The sequence below is a fragment of the Klebsiella sp. PL-2018 genome (assembly GCF_019048985.1).
In the GTDB taxonomy this organism is placed as follows: domain Bacteria; phylum Pseudomonadota; class Gammaproteobacteria; order Enterobacterales; family Enterobacteriaceae; genus Klebsiella; species Klebsiella michiganensis.
Genome location: NZ_CP077677.1, coordinates 1 through 24905, shown reverse-complemented (window position 1 = coordinate 24905; position 24905 = coordinate 1). Strand labels below are relative to the sequence as shown.

Sequence of the window (24905 nt, the reverse complement as noted above, 5' to 3'; positions counted from 1 at the left end):
CGCTTAGCGGCGGGAGGTACTATCTATTCTGAGCGACGTGGACGCTTGCGGCCGCTGTAAGCGAAGGCCTGTTTGAGGTTGTCCACAGGACAGCCGGCGAACAGGTTTTCTTTTGAGACGAAAGAGATTCTGATCTTTAAAAGAAGTACAGAGCAGGTGTTTAAAGGGAACCATGCGGTCTGGCCCCCTTAACGAATCGCCCCTCACAGGAAGGGTCAGCAGCCGCACTGAGGCTGTACCCCCATAACGTCAGGGCACTCAGAAGGAGAGTCAGGGTTTTCACAGAACATCCTTACTTTACAGGGAAGGTCTCAATATTCAGCCGTTCACCGGAGGGCGCCGGAGTGATACGCGCCGGCACCGTGGTCAGGCCAAAGCGCTGGCTCAGCACGCCGTTCTGGTCGAAATAAATCCGGCTGTCCAGCGCGGCGGACGTGTCCGGCACGCTGCCGCGCACCAGGATAATCTTGCTCATCAGGGTTTCCGGGATCTGGCGCTTCATCCACGCTATCTGGTCAGCGTCATCCCCGTTGATGAAGTACAGGGTCTGCATAAACGGCACGGTTTTCAGGGGATTCACCACCTCTCCCTTTCGGGCAAACACCCGGCCCTCATTGTCCTTCAGGTCTTCGGTCAGACGGATACTGGGGTCAAACCAGCGCTGCTCGTACTTCTCAGCACGCTTAATCCCCTCCACCGGAGCCGGACGCTGGCTGTTCTCAATGACACGCTGTTTAAACTCATCCATCGTCTGGTCCCACTTTCCTGTGGTCTGCAACGTCTGCAGACGTTGCGTGATGAGCTGCAGCATGTCCTGTTCACGGACGAGCCATAAATCCCCCCAGGTACCGAGGTCGGCCGCCTGCGTCAGCGGTGACAGCAGACAGCCGGCGAGCAGAAAAGCGCGAAATTTTGTCATTCACGGTCCCCCTTCATCCGGCGGGCAATGTCGTGCTGAATGGTGCGGGTCACATCGGATGCGCCCTGAACCACGGCGGGTGAGACCAGAATGAGCACATGATGCTGCTGCTGAAAATCCGCCAGGCTCTTCTCCAGCGCGTCGTTAAACCGGTCCGAAAGCGCTTTTGACTGGACCTCCGTCAGTGGCTTCTGGCTGACGCTGTCCATAAAGCTGTCGAGGGTCTTTTTCATATCGAAGGCCACCACCCGTGGTGTGGTGTACGCCAGCATCACCCGCGTGAGCATGACGTTGCAGGCCAGGGTAAAAACGACGAGGGCGGTGATGACCAGCACCCGCCGGAAAGTGCGCGATGTCGCTTTATCCTTCTGTTGTTCCGGTTTCTGTGGTTGCTGCTGTTGCATCTGCTCCGGTTGTTGCTCTGCATTCTCTTCCATCAGCGGTTTTCCTCTGTGTCGTTTTCAGATATACGGGATTCAAGCTCAGCCATCTCCCTGTCAAAGTTCCGGCAGGCCAGTCCGTACACCGCATCGTGAATATCGACACCTTCTGCCCGGCGCGCTTTCATGTACTCGAAATCCGGGCCTTTGGAGGAGTACATCGCCCTGCTGAGCGGGTCGACAAACAGGCGATGCCAGGAGCAGTTCGCCTCCACCTGCAGCATAAAAGAGGAGAACCACTGCTCTTTGGCCGAGCCGAATCCGTTAATCATGTCTTTCTCAAGCTTGCTGAACTGGTCACGCATTACGGCATGGGTCAGTTCGCGGCGATAGTCTTCTCCGGCAGCGCGATAATCTTCCAGTTCGTCGGGGATCATGGTTTTCAGAACATCAGTGGTAATAACATTGCGCATTTTTTTCTCCTTACTGCCGCGGAATGCATAGATTTGTTCTGCGGGATGCATCGACAGATGTTCGTCATTCTCGATAAAGGAAACCAGTCGCGCCACATCGTCACTCACGCGCTTAACCGGTACGCTGTACTCCGCGTCAATTCCCTTTTCGCTGGCAAGCAGACTGAGACCTGCGAGGCGACGTCCCCCCGCCGCCACGCCGGATTTGCCCTCACCCATCGAGTGAACAACCAGATTTTGCAGCAGTCCGACGGCCTGAATGGATGTCGCCATGCTGCGTACGCTGGCCTCCGGGTAAGGAATGACGCGCACATTGAGAGGTGATACGACTAAACACGACAGCGGTACATATTCAATCGGCGCGGCGTCCAGTGCGGATTTCAGCACCTCACGCTCCGCTTTGGTCGGTTTCTTAGTGCTGGATTTCCGGGTGGTTTTTGCTTTAGACTCGGCAACTGACATAATTGATACTCCTTCATGATATTGATTACTGTCTGCCGGACAGCCCATCTGTCCGGCACCTCATACGACTTATTGCGTTTTACGTACTCCGTAATCCCGGATATAACGGTTCATCAGGTACTCACCGCCTGGCTCAAAATTCCAGACGCGCCAGACCATGCTGCCATCCTCGCGGTGACGGACGACCAGGCGAAAATGGGTACCCTGATCGTCCTCAATCGCCACATTCTGATACTGCGCCGCCACTGCCTGAGCCTGCTCGCGGGTGAATGTGCCATCCGGCAGGGACTGAAGGGGGGATGTAACGTTGTGGTTCATGTGTTTCTCCTTCTCTGCCCCGCCGTTGACGGGGCGTCTTCATCATGATTTAAAAGGGCGGGTCGTCATCCATTGGCAGGTAATCCTCCGGGAGCGGCTGAGGCGGTTGCGAAGCCGGAGCGGCACTCTGACGGCCTTTAGTCCCGCCCTTCGCTTTACGGGATTTAGCCGGGGCTTCAGCAGGTTGTGCCGGGGTGGCAGGACTCTGCGGCTGCACGGGCTGCTGCGGCGCGGTATTCTCAGACGGACTGCCCTCACGGCGTCCGCCCAGCATCTGCATGGTGCCGCTCTGGCCGACCAGTACCTCGGTGACATAGCGTGTGGTTCCGGCTTCGTCCTGCCAGTTTCGGGTACGCAGCTGGCCCTCGATATAGACCTGAGCACCTTTACGCAAGTATTCTCCCGCCACTTCCGCGAGCTTGCCGAACATGACAACACGGTGCCATTCGGTGTTTTCGCGCAGTTCCCCGCTCTGTTTGTCACGCCATGTTTCTGACGTGGCCAGCGTCAGGTTTGCCACCGCGCCCCCGTTGGGCATATAACGCACTTCCGGGTCCTGCCCCAGATGCCCGACCAGAATGACTTTGTTTACGCCACGTGCTGCCATGATGAATCTCCTTAATCGTTGGTTTTGCTTTTAAAACCCCGTCACCCGTTGAGTTGCCGGGGCCGCGGTTTTGACGTTTTGCGGGGACCTGCTGCTCCTTTCCCCTGGTCCTTTTCCTTCACCCGCTTGAGAGCCGTTCGCCGCGAGGGCACAGACGCCACGGCCTGACGCATCTGTCCGGGGCAGAACGCAAAAGTTTTTGCGGCCCCATGCAAAAAGTTTTGTGGGCTGTTCATTACACCCTGGACAGCTAATGCGACAGGTTGTGGCTCTATAAGCCCCGGCGAAAGGACTCAAATGGGTGAAATGGCACCAGGATGGATGAGAGCAGGAACCCGCCGCAACGACGAAGAGCGCGGGCGCGAAACGGCGTTGCTCCTTACACCCCGGCCGCCGTTGGTTTTGCCGGGGTGTTCAGAGCGCAGGCCACGGCGCGACTGGGGCGGCGCATCCGGAACGGATGCTGCAAGCCTGCCCTTGACCTCAGCCATCAGACCCTAGCGTCAGCCCGAAACCGCTTGCGGGTTCGGCGGAGCCTGGCGGGTGCGCAGCAGTTGCCACTGGCGGAGTGGGGCTCGACGACCGGATGCGAAGCGGCCGGGAACCGAAGGGGGGCCAGCTGTAGGTTGAAGTTATGTTTTCTGAACAGGAGTCATCACAACACCACACGACAGAAAGCATCAGGGATAACCCCATGGGAGAGCTGTTCGCTTCCGGATTACGTGGCAGGAAATGAATGACTGAAGCGGAAGATTTATCAGATAACGACAGTCCAGCCGTTTGTTTTATTCATCAGAATCAGGGTGGTTTTTTGTCTGTCCCGGCCGAAACCGACATCCATATCCACAATCACATCGCATGTGAAGACGGTATCTGTTTTATCAGACCTGCAGTGCTGTTTTTCCAGGGAATAGAGTGCGGGCTCATGAACAGACAACATTCCGGAAGAAATATATTCAGGCGCCTTTCCGGGGGCATTCTCTTTTGCCGCTGCATCCCTGAGTTTCCTGTTTTGCTGTTGTAGCGCTGCGGCCATTGCGGCTTTTATCTCAGGCTCAGACGGCTCATGTCCGGAAGACGCCTGCAGGCATCCGGACAACAGAAACGGGATGGTCAGTGTCAAAACAGTAATGATATTTTTCCGCATGTATTCCTCGTCGCTCCCTGTTGCTTTTCTTTATGCGCATTCCTGCGCGAGTGAAAATCAGTTTAACTATGATGGAGGCCATCACGCTTTTCTTTCCGGAACTGAATAACGGCGTACCAGACAGAAGCCATAAAGGCGAAAACGGTGACCAGCACTCTTAATCCTTCACCCGGCTCCTGGCCCTGGAGCATCGCTGCGATGATGACACCGGCAGCTATCGTCCACGGCACGCCACTCCAGAGGCGCATCTTATCGGCGAGAATATTCAGCAGGATAAAGGCGACAGACAGCCCGGCCCCCCATAAGGCGTTAACAGGCTGGAATGGAATATAAAAAAGATTGATACCGGTTAACAGCGCAACGGCGCCAAACATGACAGACATACGCATAAAATTCCCTCCCTGGGCACACTGAATATAAAGGATTCACTTATCCTGGTCATCTCCCGGTTTATTATATTCGGGAGCATTTGCGCGCGGCAGCTGCTGACTGTTCAGACGATGAACTCTGAGCCGTTCACGGAAATATTCGCGAAGATGTTCAGGCTGTTCCCGTTCAACGAGCTCCGGGACAACAGGCTTGTTCATCCGTTCCTGCCATGCAACGGCAGCAGCCGCTTTATCGACTGAGACCTTGTCCTGTTCTTCCTTTGAGAATGACGCGATATTCCACTTTGACATAAGCACCACCGGTCAGGTTTGCAGAAAGATATGACTGACAGTACGCCCATTTTCTGGCTTCAGCGACAGACACGGAGAGAAGAGTACGCGGCGCCGGAGGCGCGGCGAAGTCTCTCTCCGGCAGGCGCGGCCTGCCAGGATTTTGCGCGCCGACAGACAGGCGCCCTCCTGCCTGGACACCTGTCGTTCTGCTAATATCTTCAAAGCCCATGCAGCTGCACTGGGGGGGCTGGTTAAAACTCAGGCTGAATAGCCGCGTGTTCTCTCCATTGTGTGCGAAATCTATCCAGTCAGACTGTTGTCATGACCGGGATTCTGACAGCCTGGCGTTTAGACAGGCACTGTACCGTACAATAATTTCCGATCTCCAAACTGACCCCATTAAGCACTGTAGTTGCAAGCGAAAAATAAATTTTTGAAGTAATATGTTTTTGGATAAACCAACTGATAATTTAAGGATTTTTCATGAAAAGGTCTGTATCAAGAGTATTACTTTTTGCTATGGTATTAATCCCGATGATTAGTTACGCCAAGAATAATTTAATCACTTATACTTCGAATGGTAACGAATTCATTCTTGAAAAAAAATGCGTCAAAAGTGTGAAAATGGAAGATTTTCCTGATAGCGGGAAAGAATATGTATATACGACAGCCTTTTTCAATCTCAACAAGGAAGACATTTGCTTTAAGGAATTTGGAGCATTTTTTAAAAATAATGTTGGGCATGATGCCATCATAAAATTTAATGGGGAAGTACTGGTTTCCACTAAAATTGGGTCCCCACTGAATGCTGAAGAAGGTTTTTATCAGTCTATTCCAGATAAAACATTAGCTAAAAAAATCCTCGATGCATATAAGTAAAAAAAATAATAAACACCCGCAATTACTTGCGGGTGTTTAGGATTAATAGTTGACTCTTATGTTTTGGCCTACAGAGTGACTCTTAAATCTGGCCCTGTCTGTTCCGGCACCATAATTGTCAGTGATTTGATATGAACCTGGCCCCATAGTTTTTATAGACTTCATACCATCACTTCCGGCGTACTCAATTTGAACATCGAAACTTGAGGGTGCCTGTGATTCGGTATCGAAACTAACAGTGTATACATTGCGATTCGCTGAGGAGCCCAGGTCAACCCAAGGACCCCATGTCAGAGGTGGCGCATATGCTTGCGTGGACTTACCATGGTTTGTACCACCACCTTTTTTTCCTCGCTCATAGGCATTTGTCAAAGAAGCAATCTCTACATCGCGTTTTCGCGTGCCAATCCTGTCATTACCTTTACCCCCACCATTAATTTCGTAGGTTTCAGTAATTCGAGTCATTACCTTACCATCACTAATCCAGTATCCGTTCGGAACTACGCCCTTAAGGAAGGACTCATAAATTCCCCTGGGAATAGCGTATTCACTTACTGGATTTTTACCTGCACGCTTCTTATTGGTAAGACTTTCATTGTTACCATAATTTTTAAATGGTTTAGTTTCTTTTGCTAATTTCGAATTAAGAACGTAAACCAGCATGCCTCTTTCATCTTCAACCAATGATGAATTTTCATAGGTAATAACGATACCATCCATTACAGCATCGCCGAGACCATTAATTTTGACTGTGCCCCATTTTGATTTGTAGGTGTCGCCGTACTTCATTACAGACCAATGCAGTGCACTATTTGATTGACCGCTCCCGCCACTGTTACCTCCACCTGTACCATGAGAGCCGCCGCCGGGTGCAGGACCATCTCCTCGCTCTTTACTCCAGTTTGTCCCATCACCGAAACCGCCATAGTTAAATCCACCCATTTTATTCTCCTTGTCGCTTTCCATTTTTATACTGTATATTTATACAGCACCACGGGACGTATCTCTACTATTGACAAAAGTCAACCCGTAAATAAAAAATTTATATCCGTCTGTATTTAACATTTCACATGCTTCTGGCTCTGCTGACATCAGAGCTCATGCGGTTGTGCTGTGGAACACACGTAAGATGAAGTGACCGATGTACACCGCACACTGACAGGTCATGTAACAGCAGATTTCGTCCATCACTTAGGTGGTGGTCAGTTCCCGCTGCCCGGCATCACGACGGCGGGCATTAATCAGGGCTTTGTACTGGCGCAGAATATCGCGGCTTTGTGGTGCAAGTTTCGTACGTATTTTCCTTAACCGGCGGGCTTCCCCGCCGGACATCATTCAGTTTCTGAAGACATAACCGTCATGGAACACATACCCGTCGCTGAATAAATCCCGCGCGTATGCCTCATAATCGAAATAGACGCGCAATGATTCGGGCATCTCGTTTAACAGGCCGTGATCCTCCACAAAGCCATAAGCAAAATCTTCCTCGCTTTCTGCTTCGCCGTAATACGCATCATCAAAGGCATCATAGTCGCACTCGCCGGTATACTCTGCCCATGCCACAAACGCGGCGGCGCGCCCGTCGTCCTGTGCCTGCCGGAAAGCCTTGATAAACCCCCACTTAACAGAGGATTCAGAGGCAAACGGTGAGGGAATACCTTCCCAGTCCTGAAACATCAGTTCGGGATCGTCCTCGCCGGTGTGCAACGCGCGGCAGGCGTCATAAAACGCGTCTTCGTCGTCGAAATTGGTTAAATCAAACCATTTGCCAAAAATGCTGCCGCAGTTGTATTTGTGATATGTGCCCACGTAGACAGCTGGTACGGTTAATGCTGAATTCATTTTTCATCTCCCTGCGGGGCGGCACTGCCGCCCCGGTCGTTAATCAGTCCAGCGCGGCATAAATGGCGTTGCATTCCGGGTGAAAGGTGATGTGATTCCAGAGCTGGGCATCATGTAGCCGCCACCTTCCGGCAGACGAATGAAGTGCCAGAAACCGCCTTCATACTCGGGCATCATTTTTTTAGCCAGGGCATAGACCTGTAACTCTGCGAGCATGAAGTCATTGCCAAACATGTACGGCAGGAGAGAAAGATGGTCGGACTCTTCAACATTCAGGACAGGGCGCGTTTTCACATACTGCATGGTAAACCTCCGTAATCACATGGACTGCGACACCGGGTGGTGCCGTGCCTCCATAACAGACGGGCGATCAGCCGGGAATTCAGGGGCGCAAAGGAAGCCGCAGCCTGACGCACACGGCAGTCGGGAGCTGGAGGGTGAGACCGGGAATCCTGAGCGGTCGAACGACCGTAAGATCACGTCTGACGGGAAGGAGGGACCGGGTGACTGCCGCGGCAAAGCGAACCCTTGAATTCCCGGCAGCCCGGCTAAGATGGAGGCACGGCACCACCCGCTCACTGCACGGAGATAACAGAGGACAGTTTTCACCCATAAGGCCCGTAAACCGGGCCGGGTGAATGCGGAGCCGGCACGGGGACATCCTTATCGCACTGGTCCTCCTGCGCCGGCAGGCAGTTAAGGGAGAGTTTCCCCTCCCCCACAGCTCCGGCCTGTCACGCCGACGTTCTGACGGCCCGGGCCTCTCTCACCACGTCGCCTAAAACCCGGCGATCAAGCCAGCGGCGAACCGGATCGCCCGGGAAACGCAGAGCAATAAAATCGCCCGTCCCGTGACAAACCGGACGCGGCACACTGGCAGCGTGCGGCAGCATTGCCGGGGGGCTGGCTAACCGGAGAAAACAGACGTAACTGGCGGGAACAGCTGTCCACAGAGTATCTGTTTAACTCTGTGGATAACCTGAAGGCATCTGCCGGAAAAGAAGACGATAGCTGGCATGACAACAACAGTGCTTTTTTTGAGCACTGCCGCCGCAACAACGAAGAAACTACTGGCGCCGGGACTTGTCGCCGACAACGGACAGGGCGATATAGACCCCGCCTCCCCAGATAATCTGAGATATGACGAAAACCCAGAGCGGGACATCGAAAACAAGTAGCGGGAGGAGACAAACCGTCACAATCCCTATCAGCCGGCTGCTAAATTTACGACGTACGGGTTCACTGCTGTCCACCGGTACACAGGCATATCTGAGAACAGTTCTGAAACCTGGTGACATAGTGGTCCCTCCGGATATGAATTTCTATCGTCTGCTCAGTATATTACAAAATTTAAGCAACTCGAGCAGCAGAAAAACTGTACACGAAGCGGTACCGGTACAACTATTTTTATTATCAGAGCAATCAGTTAGCACCTTCCCGGGTAAATACGCTTGCAAATCGCGACATTCAGAAAAATAATTACTGTATATAAACACAGTTAATGGAATGGAAAATCGTGAAGTTTATCCCTGCAGTATCCGACCCTGAAATCCTGTCGTTGCCCCTTTTCACGGAGCGGTGCGCCGCCGGTTTTCCTTCACCGGCGGCAGATTACACGGAAGCGGAGCTGGATCTGAACGAGTACTGCATCCGGCACCGGGCCTCCACCTATTTTGTCCGGGCTATCGGCAACTCGATGACCGATATTGGCCTGAACTCAGGTGACCTGATGGTCGTCGACAGGGCAGAAAAGCCGGTACACGGTGACATTGTCATCGCTGAAATGGAGGGGGAATTTACCGTGAAACGGCTTCTGCTGACGCCCCGTCCTGTACTGCAACCCATGAACCCGGCCTACCCTGCCCTGCACCCTGACCCGGAGACGCTGCAAATTTTTGGTGTGGTGATCGCGTTTATTCATAAAACGCGCGGAGCGGACTGATGTTTGCCCTGGCCGACGTCAATTCATTCTATGCCAGCTGCGAGAAGGTGTTTCGCCCTGACCTGCGGGCTAAACCGGTTGTCGTGCTTAGTAACAACGATGGTTGTGTTATCGCCCGCTCAAAAGAAGCAAAACTGCTGGGAATTAAAATGGGTGTCCCCTGGTTCCAGCTTAAGAGTGCGCAGTTTCCGGAAAAACTGCATGTGTTCTCCAGTAATTACGAACTCTACGCCTCGATGTCAGACAGAGTCATGACCCATCTTGAGGAGCTGGCGCCCCGAGTTGAGCAGTACTCAATTGATGAGATGTTCCTCGATATCCGAGGCATCGACAGCTGCATTAACTTTGAAGCGTTCGGGCAGCAGCTGCGTGAGCATGTTGGTAACGGGACCGGCCTGACGATGGGCGTCGGCATGGGACCCACGAAGACGCTGGCAAAATCAGCGCAGTGGGCCTCGAAAGAATGGCCTCAGTTCAGAGGCGTTCTGGCACTGACGCCGGACAATCCACGGCGAACGGCAAAACTTTTATCCCTTCAGCCGGTAGAAGAAATCTGGGGCGTGGGGAACCGGATAGCGAAGAAACTGAAGCTCATGGGGATCACCACAGCCCTGCAGCTGTCACTGACCAGTCCGACCTTTATCCGTAAGAACTTTAACGTAGTTCTGGAACGTACGGTGAGAGAGCTGAACGGAGAGCCCTGTATATCGCTGGAAGAAGCGCCCCCGCCGAAACAGCAGATTGTCTGCAGTCGCAGCTTCGGTCAACGTATCACTGATTACGATGAGCTCCGTCAGGCAATCTGTCAGTACGCGGAGCGCGCGGCCGAGAAGCTGCGGGGTGAACGTCAGTACTGTCAGCACATATCGGCGTTCATCAAAACCTCCCCGTTCGCCGTCAACGAGCCATATTACGGCAACGTGGCCACAGAAAAAATGAACACGCCAACACGCGATACCCGGGATATTATCGCTGCTGCAGTTAAAGCGCTGGACAGGATCTGGATACCTGGCCACAGGTACGCTAAAGCAGGCATTATGCTGAATGATTTCTCTCCGAACGGGGTATCACAGCTGAACCTGTTCGATGAGATCCAGCCCCGCCCACAGAGTGATGAGTTGATGAAAGTTCTCGACGGTATAAACCATTCCGGTCTGGGGAAAGTATGGTTCGCTGGCCGTGGCATTGCGCCAGAATGGCAAATGAAGCGGGAGATGTTATCGCCAGCTTACACCACCCGCTGGAAGGAATTGCCGGTTGCCAGGTTTTAATGTTAGAGGCCGAGTTGGTCTACAGAAATATACTTACGTTTCCTGCGCTATCAGCCGTAAACGGACGAAACAACTCAACAAGTCCGATAAACACTTTCAGAATAGAGATAGCTTTCTCAAGCATAAGCTACATTCCATACTCCATAAATTGAGCGAGAACACGACTGTTCACTCTAATCTTGCCCATTACAGTAGGTATCCAAAGCATATGGGACCATGGTCCCAGGTGACTATCAGACGATAACAGGAGTATCTGGGACCGTGGTCCCAGGTGGCTATCAGACGATAACAGGAGTATCTGGGACCGTGGTCCCAGGTGGCTATCAGACGATAACAGGAGTATGTGGGACCATGGTCCCAGGTGACTATCAGACGATAACAGGAGTATCTGGGACCGTGGTCCCAGGTGATTATCAGACGATAACAGGAGTATCTGGGACCGTGGTCCCAGGTGACTCTCAGGCGATCCCAGGGATATGTGGGACCATGGTCCCAGGTGACTCTCAGATGATAACAGGGGTACGTGGGACCGTAGTCCCAGGTGACTCTCAGACGATAACAGGAGTATCTGGGACCGTGGTCCCAGGTGGCTATCAGACGATAACAGGAGTATGTGGGACCATGGTCCCAGGTGACTATCAGACGATAACAGGAGTATCTGGGACCGTGGTCCCAGGTGATTATCAGACGATAACAGGAGTATCTGGGACCGTGGTCCCAGGTGGCTATCAGACGATAACAGGAGTATGTGGGACCATGGTCCCAGGTGACTCTCAGACGATAACAGGAGTATCTGGGACCGTGGTCCCAGGTGACTCTCAGGCGATCCCAGGGATATGTGGGACCGTAGTCCCAGGTGACTCTCAGACGATAACAGGAGTATCTGGGACCGTGGTCCCAGGTGGCTATCAGACGATAACAGGAGTATGTGGGACCATGGTCCCAGGTGACTCTCAGACGATAACAGGAGTATCTGGGACTGTGGTCCCAGGTGACTATCAGACGATAACAGGGGTACGTGGGACCGTAGTCCCAGGTGACTCTCAGACGATATCAGGAGTATCTGGGACCGTGGTCCCAGGTGGCTATCAGACGATAACAGGAGTATGTGGGACCATGGTCCCAGGTGACTATCAGACGATAACAGGAGTATCTGGGACCGTGGTCCCAGGTGATTATCAGACGATAACAGGGGTACGTGGGACCGTGGTCCCAGGTGACTATCAGACGATAACAGGAGTATGTGGGACCGTGGTCCCACCGGAAATCGAAATATCGAAGGAGAAATTGGATAAAGCTGGCCGCTACATAAAATATTTACCAGCCCAAAGTCCTGGCAGATTTATCAAGATTCCTGAGCTTCCAGCTCCTTGAGTATCGCTTCAATTTTCTTAATATACTCAGCAGGTAAACGAGTTCTGTCCAGATTCAGTATGATTTTATCCCCTTTATACAAAGCCGATGCACCGGGCGCGAACTGATGTCTTGAACTGAGATTAGCTCTGCTTAAAGAATTTTCTTTCAGAACCGCCATCAACAATGTAATGACCTCATCAGATTCAAAAATTACACCTGCTTTCTTTTGCTCGTGCAGTTCCTCCGCCCGATTTTTTAGCTGTTCTTCTTTATCAGTAAAGGCTTTTAAAAGAGCTTCACCAGCCCGTGCGGATAGTTCACCGGGATGAGAAAAGAGGGCAACTACAGATTTTGGTAATCTGGCAGTGTTGATGCAACGACTAATGATTTTACGTGAAATATGTTCCGCATCAGCAAGAGCTGAAATGTTACCCGCGAATTCATTCTCCAGACGTTTTGCGTAACGATGACCTCTTTCATAAGCACTCGTTGGACGATAATCGTTTCCCAGCCGGGATAACGCAGCCATTTGTTCATCATCAAGGTCACCGACAAGAACACGATAATCGCAAGATGTAAGAATGGCTGCTTTTCGACGTCGACTCCCGTCTGCAATTTCTATGATGTCAGAAATCCGGCGGCCAAATGCAGGTGTCTGCTGGCCAGCCAATAAAAAGGAGGGGATCAGGTCATCAAGTGCATCCTCCGTGAGAAGTTCCTGATCGCGCTCATTACCTGACCAGACCCTGGAGGTATTTTCTACCGAGTTTCCTGGGATTACTTCCAGCGTGAATTTAACTTCCCGACCGCATACAGGCAGGGCGATAGAATTTCCACGCGCCATAGCTCCAACACGCGCAATTAATGAATCAACCATTGGAGCAGCTGGGGCAGGGGCGGGCGATGAAGCGTTTTCTACCGCCTGGGAATTTACTGTATGTTTCGGAATGATCGGAGCACGTTTCATTATCGAATCTCCCACCGAGGTTTAATCAGGCGATCAAAGATCTCATTGCAGACTGGCTCCCAGATAGATAAAGCATTTCGCCATGCACCGGTAGAAGAACGCTGATCAATTGCCTGTTCGAAAACTGTTCTCATACGAATCTGGCCTTTGCCTACTTCATCAGTTTCCCGAACAACATTTTTCAGGACCATACTTCCCCAGGCATCTCTGATTTGCTCTTCCATCCAGGGAGATTGTGATCCATTGTTATTGCTGTATTTTGTCAAAAGAATGCGGACATCCGGTTCAAACCCCTTAAGATCAACGTTCTTAAGCAGGTCGCGTAACATATCGAAAAACTGAAGGGCGGAAGTGTAATCGAAAAGTTCTGCAGGAGTCGGCACAATGAGAACATCGGCTGCACATACTACATTAATCGTACCGATACCCAGGTTCGGAGCGCTATCGATAACTATAACGTCATAGTCATGCGCCACCGTTTCAATTGCCAGACGAAGCATCAGGTGTGGATCGGCAGGTAATTTACCTTCGTCAAATTTTCCCATCAGTTCGGTTTCAATTCGATGTAGAGCCAGACAGGAAGGAATGATATCAAGGCCTGGCCAGCAGGTTGGTTTTATCGCATAGCTGGCATCATCTGTTTCCCCAAGATAGAAGGGGAGTAATGTATCTTCGGCATGAATATGGAGATCGGGAACCCATCCGTGATACATCGATGCCGTTCCCTGCGGATCATTGCCTTCAACAAGTAAAACCCGTAAACCTTTAAGAGCAAGATCCTGAGCAAGATGAACAGAGACAGAGGTTTTATAGACGCCACCTTTATGAGCCGCTACACCGATAACCGGAGGGAACGCGTCTTCTGAACGCCGCAGCCGAGTTCCAAACACATCCCGCATGTGGTTGATCTGTTCGATAGTATAGCCAACACGTTGCTCAACTCTGCCACGGGTTTCCATATCAGGGTGGGGGAGACGGCCCGCTTTCTCTGCATCTCTGATGGCCTGCGATGAAACACCAACCAAATCAGCTGCTTCACCGATTCGCCAGCGGCGAGTAATCTTGCGTGCCTCCGGACTGTCATCATTAAACTGAGCAATCGCTATTGCCTTAGTCATTTCATGACCAGCACTAATGCACTGGTTCAAGGTATCCATTAATCCCATACTGAGCATCCTTTAATCATAACTTTGCAGTATTTTATTAAATCTTGGAAATTAATGCAAAGCAACACTAAAAACGCAAAGCCATTAAAAACATGCAAAGTTGCTCACAAAACAAACAATCCAGTAGCTAAATTCAAGCAGGTGAATCTGCAAAAGCATACTGCAGTCAATAAAAATGACTAATGCTCGCCGCAGCCATGTAACCGAGCGTAGCGAGCGAACTGGCGAGGAAGCATAGAGGAACCGTTCAGGCAGGTGGCACTTACGCTCAGTGTGGGAAGATGTGTCCGCTATGGGAAACAATCCGAGCAGACGCACCTACTATATCAGCCAATTAATGGGCAATTAACTGTGACAATCTGCCCTCATTAATGAGTCGAACAAACTGCAGTACCTGGTATACGGTTAATCCGCTTCGTAAGTAGGGGGCAAGGGTGCAACTGTGACAAATAGCACTCAGCGTTCACAGACATACGTGACAATTTGCACTCTTTAAACTGTGACAAACAGCCCTCAGGAGCTGTGACAAATTGCCCTCAAATTCTGCTTAACGAATAATTACGGCAAAAAATAAAGCGAGTAAGACGAATAATGGCAGAGGTGAACAGCAAAACTGTGACAAATCACCCTCAGACTGCCGGGTAGAATGTGACTAACCACCCTCAAATCTGTGACAGATTACCCTCGAGTTATTCGCCCGTCATGGAGGTGACATCCCGGAAGGTAAATACGATATGAGTAGTCTGACGGCCCTTCTTTTTCTCTATGTACGACAGGCGCATTGGGGTCCTGCTGTTGATTTCATCAACGCTGGCCTGCAGGAAACGACGGCGGAAGTCCGGCATACGCTGGTAACTTTGAGGTAGTTGGTAGCGCTCCATGATCCAGTCGATTTTCAGGGACACGACGCCTGAGCCATCCGGCTTACGGTACTGGCAAAGGGATTCGTATAAACGCATGGCATACGGATTGGTGATCTCTTTTGTTTCACTGAGTCTGAACTGCGTAAAACGGTTCTGTAGTCCAATGAAAAACGGAATGAGGTATGGGTTGATATGTACGCTGTAAAGCCCTCTGGATGGGCTGTGCGCACGTTTGATAAACCAGGGAAAAGATTCATATCCCTTTTCATCGCCGGCGTCTTCTTCAGGCCGATAGAAAACCACTTCCTTACCAGCAAACCCCTTCAATGCCTGCCGTATATCCTTACTTGCCTCAGCGGAGGTCAGTCCGAAAGTTTCAGCATATTTAGCAACATGAATTTCGCAGATACCATCATGTTCCTGCAGAGTACCGTCGGATTTTCTGATCTGGTCAACGAACAGATACAACATACGTTTTTGATCCCGGGAGAGACTGTATGCCGCCTCAGTCAGCTCGTTTGACTGGACAATACGCGGGCTATTTTTACGTTTTTTGTGATTTATAACCGGTATTTCCACCATGACAGATCCATGTGAAGTGTGACAGGTTTTTAGATTGTCACATTAAATAAAAAAGAGTCAACAGGCAGGGATAACTTTGTGAAAAGCCGCATCGCCCGAGGGCAATTTGTCACAGAGTTGAGGGCAATTTGTCACAGATAAAGTGGTCATTTGAGGGTGATTTGTCACACTGAAAGGGCAGTTTGTCACAGCTACACCTCTGAAAGCCGCATGGATAAAGGGCTGTAAGCCCTTCTAAAAAAGTAAACCTAACAACTGTTTTAAAAATGTTTATAAAAATGTACCAGTGGATAAGTGGATAAATTCGGGGGCTCCCTTAAGACATCGAGCGTAAGCAGAATATATGAGTACTGTTCCCTGGTGCTTCCTCGCTCACTCGCGGGCTTCGCCCTGTCGTTCAACTGCGGCGAGCACTGCTTGCTCAATCATATCCACGGCCGGAATTTAGCATCCTCCCGGAAATAGCAGCCTCTTAACCTGGGGGGGGTTCCCATAGTTACCTATGCAGATTGACCTGGGATAAGCTTTTTTATCAGCGCGACGGCTTCAGCTTCCGGCATCGCAAACTGAACGCGGTGGCGTGCCGCTACATCGAGCGCAAACACTTTCGTATAGACTTCCGTCGAACTTATCGACTTGTGTCCCATGAGACTCTGCAGCACCTTCAGCGGTATACCGGCATACAACATATGCATGGCGTAACTGTGCCTAAACGTGTGCGGCGTCACCGGTACTGAGAATGTCACACCGTCGGCGGCCGCGGCTTCGACCGCCTCAGCAAGCCAGGTGCGCACGGTCCGATCGGTGATCTCCCAGATGCGGGCCTTCTCGGTTCGGCCGGTCCGCTTGTTGCGTCTTTCCAGCGGTATTTTCAGCGTGGCCACCATCATCTGCAGCTGGCTGACGTACTGGGTGTCAGAAAGCGGAACCAGGCGATGAGCCTGACTACCGGCCGGCGCTCGACCTGCCGTTCTGGCCGCTTTCTCGGTGCGCTGCTTGAGCGTGGCCAGCTGCACGAACGGATACGGTGCCGCCAGCGAAAAATCCCCCCTGGTTAGCGCCAGCGCCTCGTTAATGCGGGCGCCCGTGTTCCAGAGGGTGGCCAGCAGCATCTTACGGTGCAGATCGGGCACATAGTGGAGCAGGGCGCTCACTTCCGGCGCCAGCAGATATCTCGGCAGTTCGTCGTGAACGATGGCCATCTGACGCAATGCCAGCGCTGCGGGATAATCAATGGCTACCGGGAGCACTGTTCCGGGAGACATCGAAGAGCCAGCTGGAACCAGGTTATTCATTTTCTTTGGTATCTTTTTTCATTGTACGGAATGGGCTGCTCGGTACCACTACTAACATAATAAGCAGAAGTCCGACACAACCCAGCCAGAAAGCTGGCGAAGTCACAAACAAAACAATTCCGTCGATGACAGTAGACACGATATTTACAGGCATAGACTCTATTCCTTTCATAGGGTCAGTTATTTCAGAACCGGAAAACTGACAGAATCAGTCACAATTCCAGGTTTCCGTTGCCATCATCAGCAATTGCATTGCTGTTCCTGAGAAAAGGGATAACACGGAGAAAGCCTGTGCACCCACACAATGATAGGTACCTCAGACCCCCCAGAACATCAGGTTGATGGCATTTTTAATATCATTCTCCCGGTGACTGAGGTCGGCCATTTCCTCGCCGATAACCGAAACCGGCACACTGGCCATATCGGTGGTCATCATGCGGTAACTTTCGTCGCCGGCATTCACCACCGGGTAAAGCTCACGTGAGACTTTATCGGACAGCAGGTGGGCGCTGATCAGCGGGATCACCATCCGGCGTCCCGGGGTGTCAATAATGTCACTCTGCACGTCGACGAACAGACGGTAGCGGCTCTCTCTTTTATAGGCGTAGACCTTAAACTGCATATCACCAGTCCCTGTTTTCGTCAGCAAACGATCCGTTAGCCTCGATAAAGCTGGCCACCTCAGCCATCCCTTCACGGTTTTCTTCCTGCCAGCGTTCGGCGCGCAGACGTCGGGCTTCGTTCTGCATGGTCGTACTGACCAGACCGGAGATATTCACGTCGTATGCCTTGAGCAGCTGATAGCTGTCGCTGTCCACTGTCACGGTAATTCGTTGCTTCATGATGCACCTCTTTTTTACATACTTCAGGTATGAGGTAAAGTATACATTCCCCGGCCGCAAAAATCTGCCCTGCATTGTGAATACTGTTAACCGGCTTACAGTGAAGGAGTTAACTGTAAGCTGCTGCAATATGCATGCTTTTTATATGTATTATGATGTGCATTTCAGTGATGCAGGGTTACATTCCGCAAAACGCATATTGTTAACCAGCCAATAGTTATACATTCATATTTTACATAATGTGATATTAACCTTATGTAATTACAACTCAGATTATAAAAACGGAACTGAATTACCGGACGGTCGTTCCGGTCAGATCCGACTTTTCACTTTCAGTGAAGTTTCCGGAAGTGTACCACGGTCAGGGAATAATCAAATCGGCGTTTCACGGTGGTGAGCGGGCGGTCACGGAGCAGGGGAGAGACACAGCATATAGCGTCATGATCAGATGATGACACCGCTACATCTTGTGTTACCGGGCCTCTGCACGCCGGTAGGGCTGAAGAAGATCCGGGACTACCTTTTTTCGGATCTGATGAGAAATAAGAAGAGAACGGTGCAGGTTTAGCAATACCTACATCACTTTCAGTAATAAAGGATGTATCACAAATTAAAGATACAAACTCAGTAAATTAATGACAAAAACATTGAATGCTAAGTTAGCATCTTGAGCAAAACAAATACTAAAGGAATGATGATGCTCAGTCAGCTTAACCTGCGTTTTCACAAAAGATTGATCGAGGCGCTGAAAGTGCGCGCCGTTCGCGAAAATACTTCGGTCAACGCCTGGCCGAACGCTTCCTCGATGACGGTCTGAAAACGGTTGCGCCCGACGACGGGTATTTTCAGCTGACCGCCGATCCGGAGGCCGCAGTCCGACAACTGTACCGGCATATCATTCTCGGCCAGACCTTAGGCACCGCGGCCGTCTCCCGGGATGAACTGCGCTTCATCCTGGTTCATGCCCGGGAAGCCTTTCTGTGCGGCCGGAACAGGGTGGCCACGCTCCCGGCCCTGCGCACCCTGATGGACATCACCCAGGATCTGCTGACCTGGCAGGCTGAGAACGACCGTCCGGTGGACGGACACTACCTGAAGGGGATCTTTCGCCTGGCGGGGGAGAACTGGACGGTAGAATTCGACGCTTTCCTAGTGGCGCTGCGCCCCGTGGTGGATCAGATGTATGCCGAACATCTGCTGCGCCCGCTGGAAAGACTGGCAGACGTGCCGGACGCCGTGCTGGCGGAAATCTTTACCCTGCCGCGGCTGAAAGCCGTTTTCCCGTTGGTTCTGCGCGGGCTGGACTGGACCGGACCAAAAGCGACAGCGCTGGCGCAGGATCTGCGCCCGGTGATCCCGGCCGTCACGCAAACCATTGAAGCCGGCACCCTGCGCCTTGATGGTTAGGAGATTGAATCATCGTTTCAAAAAATTCCTGGCCATGAATGTCGTCACCGGCAGCGCACTGACGGCGCGTGGTTGTGACTCTTATGTTAACAGAATACCGCTTTCGATTCTTTTTTGACCTGAAAGCCATTTTTTCAGGCGCACTTATCCTGCTGCCTGTCCCTGAAGCCATCGTTTACGGTCGATATTATGCAGCCTTTCGGCCACTAACACCGAAGCGTGCCTGCCCGCTTCTGCGCTGACAAAGCGCAGCCGGTTACCGCACAGAATGCATTTGTACGGGTCTGTGCGCAGAAATTCCTTCATCAGCGCGGCGAATCCCGGTTTCTCCGGTTTTTTCCGTGCCTCCATCTCCAGGGCTTCATACACCTTTGGCAGCAGCTCGCCCCGTTTCCTGCTGGACAAAAAGCCGTAGTAGCGCACCATCTTAAAGTGCTTCGCCGGGATATGACTGATATAACGGTCAATCATCTCTTCCTGCGTCAGCGTCTGCTGCCGGTACTGCTGCGTACGGTGGTCGAGGTAATGATGTGCCACGGCCCCGCCGCTGTAGTGCCTGAGCTTTGCCGCCGACACCGGCGGTCGCTTCAGATACCGGCCCAGATATTTGACGCTACGCCATGCACCCCGGGTCTTCTTTGCGAAGTGGACCTTCCAGCAGCGCCCGTACTGCGCTTCCAGATAACGGCCCCACTGTTTTTTGTTCCGAATATGATCCAGCCCCGGCAGGCTGCCGGGGTTAATCAGGTCATAACTGTGGCGCAGCAGGCGGGTGACCGCCCCGCGCCAGATGACCTCCACGGCGTGCTTCTTAAAGAAGATATCGCGCCAGACACCGTGTTTAACGTCGGGGCCACCGCGGGTGACGGAGAGGTGTATGTGTGGATGCTGGTTGAGCTGGCGGCCGTACGTATGCAGGGCGCAGAAGATACCGATCTCCACGCCCTGTTTGCGGGCCCAGCGTAGCATGGCCCGGGTGGCAGCACGGAACAGGGCATTGAGCAGAGGCCAGTTGTTATTGAAGAAGGGCCACAGAAGGTGGGGCATGGTGAAGGTGATGTGCTGCCAGTCACAGTCGGGCAGAATATGCTGTTGCTCTGTAATCCACTGCTCCGTGGCTTTATGCCCGCAGGCGCTGCATGCCTTTGACTTGCAGGTCTGGCAGAAGAAGCGGGAGTGTGTGCAGTCAGGAGATGAGCAGCAGTAGCGCTTCACGCCCATCGCTGTGGTGCCGCAGGCGAGCATGCGCTCAACGCAAAGTCGTGTCCAGGGCGTGACGCGGCCCCCGAACCTGGCGAGGAACCTGTTCCAGGCGTCATCGACGGTGAAGAGCAACTTTGCGGGGCGCGGAATGTACATGCCGCAGAGTATAAAACGGGACTCTGTACCTGCAAACCATCGGAATCGCGAAGCGGTGACGCTCGCCCTGTAAGGGCGCTACTGTTCTAATCGTTTCTCATCCGTATCCGGAGCGGTCCGTTATGATTAAAGGGCTACAGCAGGCGGCTGAGAGCGTAGATGGAGTCACTGGTTCGTAACCTTGAAACGCTCTATGGTTTCGATACGCGCAAGATAAACGGTGATGAGGAGAGGCGTGTCACACGCCAGAATGACAGGATAGTGTTTATCTTTCCCACTCACTGGTTCAATATCACCCCAATGATGAAAGCGTATATGAATGACACATGGGGTAGCGTTGGCCCGGATTTATGGAAGGGTAAGGAAATGCTTATTGTTACTACTGCTGCCGGTGACGACTCAACATACGGAAAAAATGGCAGAACAGGTACTGAGCTTGCCGATATTTTCACACCCATGGAAGCCAGTGCATTACATGCGGGCATGACATGGCTCCCGCCACTTGTTTTTCAGGGGGTGAGAACCAGCCAGTTGCCTGAATACCAGCGCCAGCTGATTGAACGCCTGACAAAGTAGAAATCTGCCTTCACAGAAGGCGGCTCTTATACTGGCGACTGGTATAGTGACTGCCCTGGACGCTGTGGAGCAACACTCCTGTTGGCTTACCCCGAAGCGGCCAGGCCATCTGCAACGCTTTGACCGTGAGTGCTGAGTCCGGCGACGTCGACATAGCCCAGCCCACCGGTTTACCGGCGAACTATGTGTATCATTTGTAGGGGAGGGCATATGTACTGAACCCCAGATTTGACCGTGCCTGTAATTTGTTTATAGTATTGAGCGGCTTTGGTTTGGTCCTGGCTCAAACTCTATGCCTCTCATTTATCCCGGGCATCAGACCCGGCAATACATCCACTCTCGCTTTGGAGAAGCTGACAAACGCTATGCGTATTACGCCACCCTGAGTTTTCTTTCCTCCGTTGTACTGAGCGAGCCTCAGAACGCACTCAATATCATCCCGTCTGCGGATGTGCTTTATCGTACGTAAAAATGCTGCCCTCCAGGGCTGACTGTATCTAAAAACTGAGAAATTAATATGTTACTGTCCTCGACGCGTAAGGACTGGCTGGGTAACGTCCGTGGTGACGTTCTGGCCGGTATTGTTGTCGCGCTCGCACTCATTCCAGAAGCGATCGCCTTTTCCATTATTGCCGGTGTAGACCCCCAGGTGGGCCTCTACTCGGCGTTCTGTATTCCTCTCGTTATGGCCTTCTTTGGCGGACGTCCGGCGATGATTTCTTCATCCACCGGTGCAATGGCGCTGCTTATGGTGACGCTGGTGAAAGATTATGGTTTACAGTATTTACTGGCCGCTTCCATACTGACCGGGGTATTCCAGCTGATAGCCGGTTACCTGAAGCTCGATGGACTAATGCGTTTTGTTTCACGCTCAGTGGTCACGGGATTCGTTAATGCGCTGGCAATACTGATTTTTATGGCGCAGTTGCCCGAATTAACCAACGTGACCTGGCATGTTTATGCCATGACTGCGGCAGGGCTGGGGATCATCTATATCTTCCCTTATATCAACAAAACCATTCCTTCACCGCTTGTGTGCATCGTGGTGCTGACCGGCATTACCATGTGGCTGCATCTGGATGTACGAACCGTCGGGGATATGGGGAAACTTCCCGACAGTCTGCCGGTCTTCCTGCTCCCGGACGTGCCCTTAAAATCTCCAGACGCTGCTCATCATACTGCCATATTCTGCGGGGCTTGCCGTGGTGGGGCTGCTTGAGTCGATGATGACCGCCACTATTGTGGATGACATGACCGACACGCCAGGCGACAAAAACAGGGAGTGCAAAGCTCAGGGCATAGCAAACATCTGCACATCCTTCATCGGAGGAATGGCAGGCTGCGCGATGATAGGACAATCCGTTATCAACGTAAAATCCGGTGGCCGCGGACGGCTTTCAACCCTCACGGCGGGCGTGGTGCTGCTTGCCTGATTGTGTTCCTGCGCGACTGGGTCTCCCAAATCCCGATGGCAGCGCTGGTTGCGGTGATGATTATGGTTTCCATCGGGACATTCTCCTGGCGCTCCATTGCCAACCTGCGGACACACCCCCTTTCAACCAGCGTGGTCATGCTTGCCACTGTCGCGGTTGTGGTGGCAACACATAATCTGGCCTTCGGCGTGCTGACCGGCGTACTGATTGCTTCGCTCAACTTTGCCACTAAAGTATCCCGGTTCATGCGTGTAACCTCAGGTCTGGAGGGGACCAGCCGGGCGTATACCGTCACCGGCCAGGTATTCTTTGCATCAGCAGACCGCTTTACCAGCCACTTTGATTTCCGTGAAGCGATTGAGAATGTGGTGATAGATGTTTCACATGCCCATTTCTGGGACATCACGTCCGTCAGCGCCCTGGATAAGGTGGTCATTAAGTTCCGAAGAGAGGGCACTGGGGGGAGATACGTGGGATGAATGAAGCCACCAGCACCATCGTTGACCGGTTTGGTGTTCACGATAAACCTGAAGAAGTCGAAAAACTGATGGGCGGTCATTAACAGACCGGAGGGAAAACTATGAATAATACTGTTACAGCCTGTGTGGACGGTTCACTTTCAACGCGGTCAGTGTGTGAATATGCGGCGTGGGCAGCCCGCACTTTGCAATCACAGCTCGCACTGTTGCACGTTATCGAAAAAGACAGCACCCCGGTAGTGTCAGACCTGACCGGCACTCTAGGCATAGACAGTCAGCAATTGCTGACCGATGAGCTGGTAGAAATCGAAGGGCAACGTAATCGCCTGCTGATGGCCCAGGGGAAAGCAATACTGGAAAGTTGTGCTGAACTGCTTCAAAAACAGGGAAGCCCGGATGTGCTTTTGATGCAAAAACACGGTACACCGGATGAAGTTCTGGCAGAGCTGAGCGACCTTCGTCTCATGGTGCTGGGGCGTCAGGGCAGCCAGCATCCGGTAGGCTCTCATCTGGAAAGCGTTATTCGTCTGCAAAAGAAACCCCTGCTGGTTGTTCCGGAGAACTACTCAGCGCCTTCCAGAGTTATGTTGGCTTATGATGGCAGTGAAGAAAGCAGGAGAAACCTGGAACGTCTGACGATGAGTCCCTTACTCAGGGGGCTGGAATGTCACCTTGTCATGGTAAACGGTAAGAAGGAAGAGCTGCTGACCGCACAGAAAATTTTATGTGACGCGGATATAGAAAACAGCACAACACATCTTACCGGGCAATCAGTCGGGGATGCGCTTATTCGTTACGCCGGTGAAAATGCTGTCGATCTGATAGTGATGGGGGCCTACGGTCATTCCAGGTTGCGGCAGTTCTTTATCGGTAGTCATACCTCTGAAATGCTGCAAAAGATGCAACAAACCGCTTCTGATCCTCCGTTAGCAATGAAAAAGGGCGGGTACCCTCGCCCTACTTCATGAAGTGGGATAGCGAAGCTTTACATGTCCGCCCTGTGCGGAAAAATCTACAATAAGCGAATGCGTAAAATTAACGATGAGATGTCGCTGCGGAGTAAACCTAAAATGGTGGCCATTGGTGCGCTGATGCGGAAACTGGTGCACTGGTGTTATGGCGTACTGAAGACCGGAACCGTTTTAATGAAGAAGGCCTGAAACAAGTACTGTCAACCTGACTGTACCAGGCTGGCATTAAAACCAGGACAACGCTCACGCCAGTAAGTGAGCGCAATACACTATGAGCGAAAAACGGAAGCTGATAAAAAACAGACGATATCGTGGTGGGGAGTTTAACTGCAGGAAATCATCATCGCCGCCGGTGCCGCCAGCAGGGCGCTGGCGGATTTCACCATTTCCGTAGTGAACGCTGGCGTCTCCTGAATACCTGCTTTGCCAAACAGGTATTTACGGTTTTCCTCGGCTTTGCCCACCGCATCTATTCTGTTCCTGATATCTGTTTCAGCCAGTTGACGCTGATGTAGAGACTCAGGATTTAATACCTCTACAGAGGATATATACAGCGGGCTGGCTCCACTCCCTGCCGGGAATCTCACAATGACATCGTCATTTCTGGCGGAGGAGGTATAGCCGGCTGGACCATAAACCCCCTGTCCGCTAATGATTCCTCTGGCGTTTGGAACAAAATTCTTGGGAAACAACTTGGAGTCATTAAT

Annotated in this window: 24 protein-coding genes and 11 pseudogenes; 9 read left to right on the top strand and 26 right to left on the bottom strand. The window is 51.9% G+C overall.

Annotated features, from left to right (window positions below; all coding sequences use genetic code 11):
* Positions 1 to 292: 292 nt before the first annotated feature.
* From traW to ssb, 6 genes and pseudogenes are all read right to left on the bottom strand, one after another.
* Entirely contained in the window at positions 293 to 919 is a 627-nt protein-coding gene (traW, locus tag MKleb_RS29620) for a type-F conjugative transfer system protein TraW (protein ID WP_217077224.1), read from the bottom strand.
* On the bottom strand, positions 916 to 1323 hold the full coding sequence (trbI, locus tag MKleb_RS29615; protein ID WP_049071729.1) for a type-F conjugative transfer system protein TrbI: 408 nt from the start codon (positions 1321 to 1323) through the stop codon (positions 916 to 918). Before trbI ends, traW begins: the two co-directional genes overlap by 4 nt.
* A 32-nt stretch (positions 1324 to 1355) precedes the next feature.
* A complete protein-coding gene (locus MKleb_RS29610; RefSeq protein ID WP_217077226.1) occupies positions 1356 to 1772 on the bottom strand; it encodes a conjugation system SOS inhibitor PsiB family protein in 417 nt (138 codons plus the stop codon).
* A 3-nt stretch (positions 1773 to 1775) separates the two neighbouring features.
* A pseudogene (locus MKleb_RS29605) lies at positions 1776 to 2234 on the bottom strand (ParB/Srx family N-terminal domain-containing protein); the annotation flags it as partial.
* A gap of 69 nt (positions 2235 to 2303) precedes the next feature.
* Positions 2304 to 2552 carry a DUF905 domain-containing protein gene (locus MKleb_RS29600; protein WP_217077223.1) on the bottom strand — a complete coding sequence of 83 codons (249 nt, stop codon included), beginning with the start codon at positions 2550 to 2552 and terminating at the stop codon, positions 2304 to 2306.
* A 49-nt stretch (positions 2553 to 2601) separates the two neighbouring features.
* Positions 2602 to 3159 (bottom strand): single-stranded DNA-binding protein, encoded by a 558-nt coding sequence (gene ssb, locus MKleb_RS29595; protein ID WP_217077221.1) that lies wholly within the window; start codon positions 3157 to 3159, stop codon positions 2602 to 2604.
* A gap of 317 nt (positions 3160 to 3476) precedes the next feature.
* Between ssb and MKleb_RS30105 the strand changes: the two are divergent.
* Positions 3477 to 3630, top strand: a pseudogene (locus tag MKleb_RS30105) (hypothetical protein); the annotation flags it as partial.
* 286 nt (positions 3631 to 3916) lie between these two features.
* Here MKleb_RS30105 and MKleb_RS29590 read toward each other — a convergent pair.
* The 3 genes from MKleb_RS29590 to MKleb_RS29580 form a co-directional block, all read right to left on the bottom strand.
* Positions 3917 to 4306: a hypothetical protein gene (locus MKleb_RS29590; protein WP_217077220.1), complete on the bottom strand. Its 390-nt coding sequence runs from the start codon at positions 4304 to 4306 to the stop codon at positions 3917 to 3919.
* A 62-nt stretch (positions 4307 to 4368) separates the two neighbouring features.
* Entirely contained in the window at positions 4369 to 4695 is a 327-nt protein-coding gene (locus MKleb_RS29585; RefSeq protein ID WP_217077218.1) for a hypothetical protein, read from the bottom strand.
* A gap of 36 nt (positions 4696 to 4731) precedes the next feature.
* Positions 4732 to 4986 carry a DNA polymerase III subunit theta gene (locus MKleb_RS29580; RefSeq protein WP_049070990.1) on the bottom strand — a complete coding sequence of 85 codons (255 nt, stop codon included), beginning with the start codon at positions 4984 to 4986 and terminating at the stop codon, positions 4732 to 4734.
* 465 nt (positions 4987 to 5451) lie between these two features.
* Between MKleb_RS29580 and MKleb_RS29575 the strand changes: the two genes are divergently transcribed.
* Positions 5452 to 5847, top strand: a complete 396-nt coding sequence (locus MKleb_RS29575) for a hypothetical protein (RefSeq protein ID WP_217077214.1) — start codon at positions 5452 to 5454, stop codon at positions 5845 to 5847.
* Between the two features lie 42 nt (positions 5848 to 5889).
* Here the strand turns inward: MKleb_RS29575 and MKleb_RS30100 are convergent, their stop codons facing one another.
* The 7 genes and pseudogenes from MKleb_RS30100 to MKleb_RS29550 form a co-directional block, all read right to left on the bottom strand.
* Positions 5890 to 6789: a colicin Z C-terminal domain-related protein gene (locus MKleb_RS30100; protein ID WP_228740837.1), complete on the bottom strand. Its 900-nt coding sequence runs from the start codon at positions 6787 to 6789 to the stop codon at positions 5890 to 5892.
* Positions 6790 to 6945: 156 nt separating this feature from the next.
* Positions 6946 to 7179: pseudogene (locus tag MKleb_RS29565) on the bottom strand (hypothetical protein).
* A gap of 3 nt (positions 7180 to 7182) precedes the next feature.
* Positions 7183 to 7689, bottom strand: a complete 507-nt coding sequence (locus tag MKleb_RS29560) for an antirestriction protein ArdA (RefSeq protein WP_217077213.1) — start codon at positions 7687 to 7689, stop codon at positions 7183 to 7185.
* Between the two features lie 43 nt (positions 7690 to 7732).
* Positions 7733 to 7840 (bottom strand): antirestriction protein, encoded by a 108-nt coding sequence (locus tag MKleb_RS30350; protein ID WP_416381406.1) that lies wholly within the window; start codon positions 7838 to 7840, stop codon positions 7733 to 7735.
* Positions 7795 to 7992: pseudogene (locus MKleb_RS29555) on the bottom strand (antirestriction protein); the annotation flags it as partial. The pseudogene MKleb_RS29555 and the gene MKleb_RS30350, both read right to left, overlap by 46 nt.
* A gap of 431 nt (positions 7993 to 8423) precedes the next feature.
* A pseudogene (locus MKleb_RS30095) lies at positions 8424 to 8519 on the bottom strand (hypothetical protein); the annotation flags it as partial.
* A gap of 237 nt (positions 8520 to 8756) precedes the next feature.
* Complete coding sequence (locus MKleb_RS29550; protein ID WP_217077212.1) at positions 8757 to 8987, bottom strand: hypothetical protein; 231 nt, start codon at positions 8985 to 8987, stop codon at positions 8757 to 8759.
* A 218-nt stretch (positions 8988 to 9205) separates the two neighbouring features.
* Between MKleb_RS29550 and umuD the strand changes: the two genes are divergently transcribed.
* Both umuD and MKleb_RS29540 read left to right on the top strand, forming a co-directional pair.
* A complete protein-coding gene (umuD, locus tag MKleb_RS29545; RefSeq protein ID WP_154022182.1) occupies positions 9206 to 9631 on the top strand; it encodes a translesion error-prone DNA polymerase V autoproteolytic subunit in 426 nt (141 codons plus the stop codon).
* Complete coding sequence (locus tag MKleb_RS29540; RefSeq protein WP_217077209.1) at positions 9631 to 10902, top strand: Y-family DNA polymerase; 1272 nt, start codon at positions 9631 to 9633, stop codon at positions 10900 to 10902. Before umuD ends, MKleb_RS29540 begins: the two co-directional genes overlap by 1 nt.
* 1345 nt (positions 10903 to 12247) lie before the next feature.
* On the opposite strand, the gene MKleb_RS29535 is transcribed toward MKleb_RS29540, so the two are convergent.
* From MKleb_RS29535 to ccdA, 7 genes are all read right to left on the bottom strand, one after another.
* A complete protein-coding gene (locus MKleb_RS29535) occupies positions 12248 to 13225 on the bottom strand; it encodes a ParB/RepB/Spo0J family plasmid partition protein (protein ID WP_217077208.1) in 978 nt (325 codons plus the stop codon).
* A complete protein-coding gene (gene sopA, locus MKleb_RS29530) occupies positions 13225 to 14391 on the bottom strand; it encodes a plasmid-partitioning protein SopA (protein ID WP_217077207.1) in 1167 nt (388 codons plus the stop codon). The genes MKleb_RS29535 and sopA overlap by 1 nt, the downstream gene beginning before the upstream one ends.
* 689 nt (positions 14392 to 15080) lie before the next feature.
* Positions 15081 to 15836, bottom strand: a complete 756-nt coding sequence (gene repE, locus MKleb_RS29525; protein WP_217077206.1) for a replication initiation protein RepE — start codon at positions 15834 to 15836, stop codon at positions 15081 to 15083.
* Between the two features lie 500 nt (positions 15837 to 16336).
* On the bottom strand, positions 16337 to 17131 hold the full coding sequence (locus MKleb_RS29520) for a site-specific integrase (protein WP_217077205.1): 795 nt from the start codon (positions 17129 to 17131) through the stop codon (positions 16337 to 16339).
* Entirely contained in the window at positions 17124 to 17285 is a 162-nt protein-coding gene (locus MKleb_RS29515) for a hypothetical protein (RefSeq protein ID WP_187326103.1), read from the bottom strand. The genes MKleb_RS29520 and MKleb_RS29515 overlap by 8 nt, the downstream gene beginning before the upstream one ends.
* Before the next feature lie 162 nt (positions 17286 to 17447).
* Entirely contained in the window at positions 17448 to 17753 is a 306-nt protein-coding gene (gene ccdB / locus MKleb_RS29510; protein ID WP_217077203.1) for a type II toxin-antitoxin system toxin CcdB, read from the bottom strand.
* Between the two features lies 1 nt (position 17754).
* A complete protein-coding gene (gene ccdA, locus MKleb_RS29505) occupies positions 17755 to 17973 on the bottom strand; it encodes a type II toxin-antitoxin system antitoxin CcdA (RefSeq protein WP_032934863.1) in 219 nt (72 codons plus the stop codon).
* Between the two features lie 697 nt (positions 17974 to 18670).
* Between ccdA and MKleb_RS29500 the strand changes: the two are divergent.
* Positions 18671 to 19374 (top strand): annotated as a pseudogene (locus MKleb_RS29500) (transcriptional regulator); the annotation flags it as partial.
* Between the two features lie 150 nt (positions 19375 to 19524).
* On the opposite strand, the gene MKleb_RS29495 reads toward MKleb_RS29500, so the two are convergent.
* Complete coding sequence (locus MKleb_RS29495; RefSeq protein ID WP_217076995.1) at positions 19525 to 20739, bottom strand: IS91 family transposase; 1215 nt, start codon at positions 20737 to 20739, stop codon at positions 19525 to 19527.
* Positions 20740 to 20819: 80 nt separating this feature from the next.
* Between MKleb_RS29495 and MKleb_RS29490 the strand changes: the two are divergent.
* Positions 20820 to 21315 (top strand): annotated as a pseudogene (locus MKleb_RS29490) (NAD(P)H-dependent oxidoreductase); the annotation flags it as partial.
* Positions 21316 to 21331: 16 nt separating this feature from the next.
* Here the strand turns inward: MKleb_RS29490 and MKleb_RS29485 are convergent.
* Positions 21332 to 21496 (bottom strand): annotated as a pseudogene (locus tag MKleb_RS29485) (IS3 family transposase); the annotation flags it as partial.
* A 336-nt stretch (positions 21497 to 21832) separates the two neighbouring features.
* On the opposite strand from MKleb_RS29485, the pseudogene MKleb_RS29480 reads away from it, so the two are divergent.
* From MKleb_RS29480 to MKleb_RS29470, 3 pseudogenes are all read left to right on the top strand, one after another.
* Positions 21833 to 23310 (top strand): annotated as a pseudogene (locus MKleb_RS29480) (SulP family inorganic anion transporter).
* Between the two features lie 18 nt (positions 23311 to 23328).
* Positions 23329 to 24157: pseudogene (locus MKleb_RS29475) on the top strand (universal stress protein).
* Between the two features lie 47 nt (positions 24158 to 24204).
* Positions 24205 to 24407 (top strand): annotated as a pseudogene (locus MKleb_RS29470) (IS110 family transposase); the annotation flags it as partial.
* A gap of 114 nt (positions 24408 to 24521) precedes the next feature.
* Here MKleb_RS29470 and MKleb_RS30260 read toward each other — a convergent pair.
* A complete protein-coding gene (locus tag MKleb_RS30260) occupies positions 24522 to 24890 on the bottom strand; it encodes a colicin-like bacteriocin tRNase domain-containing protein (protein WP_324110171.1) in 369 nt (122 codons plus the stop codon).
* Positions 24891 to 24905: the final 15 nt, after the last annotated feature.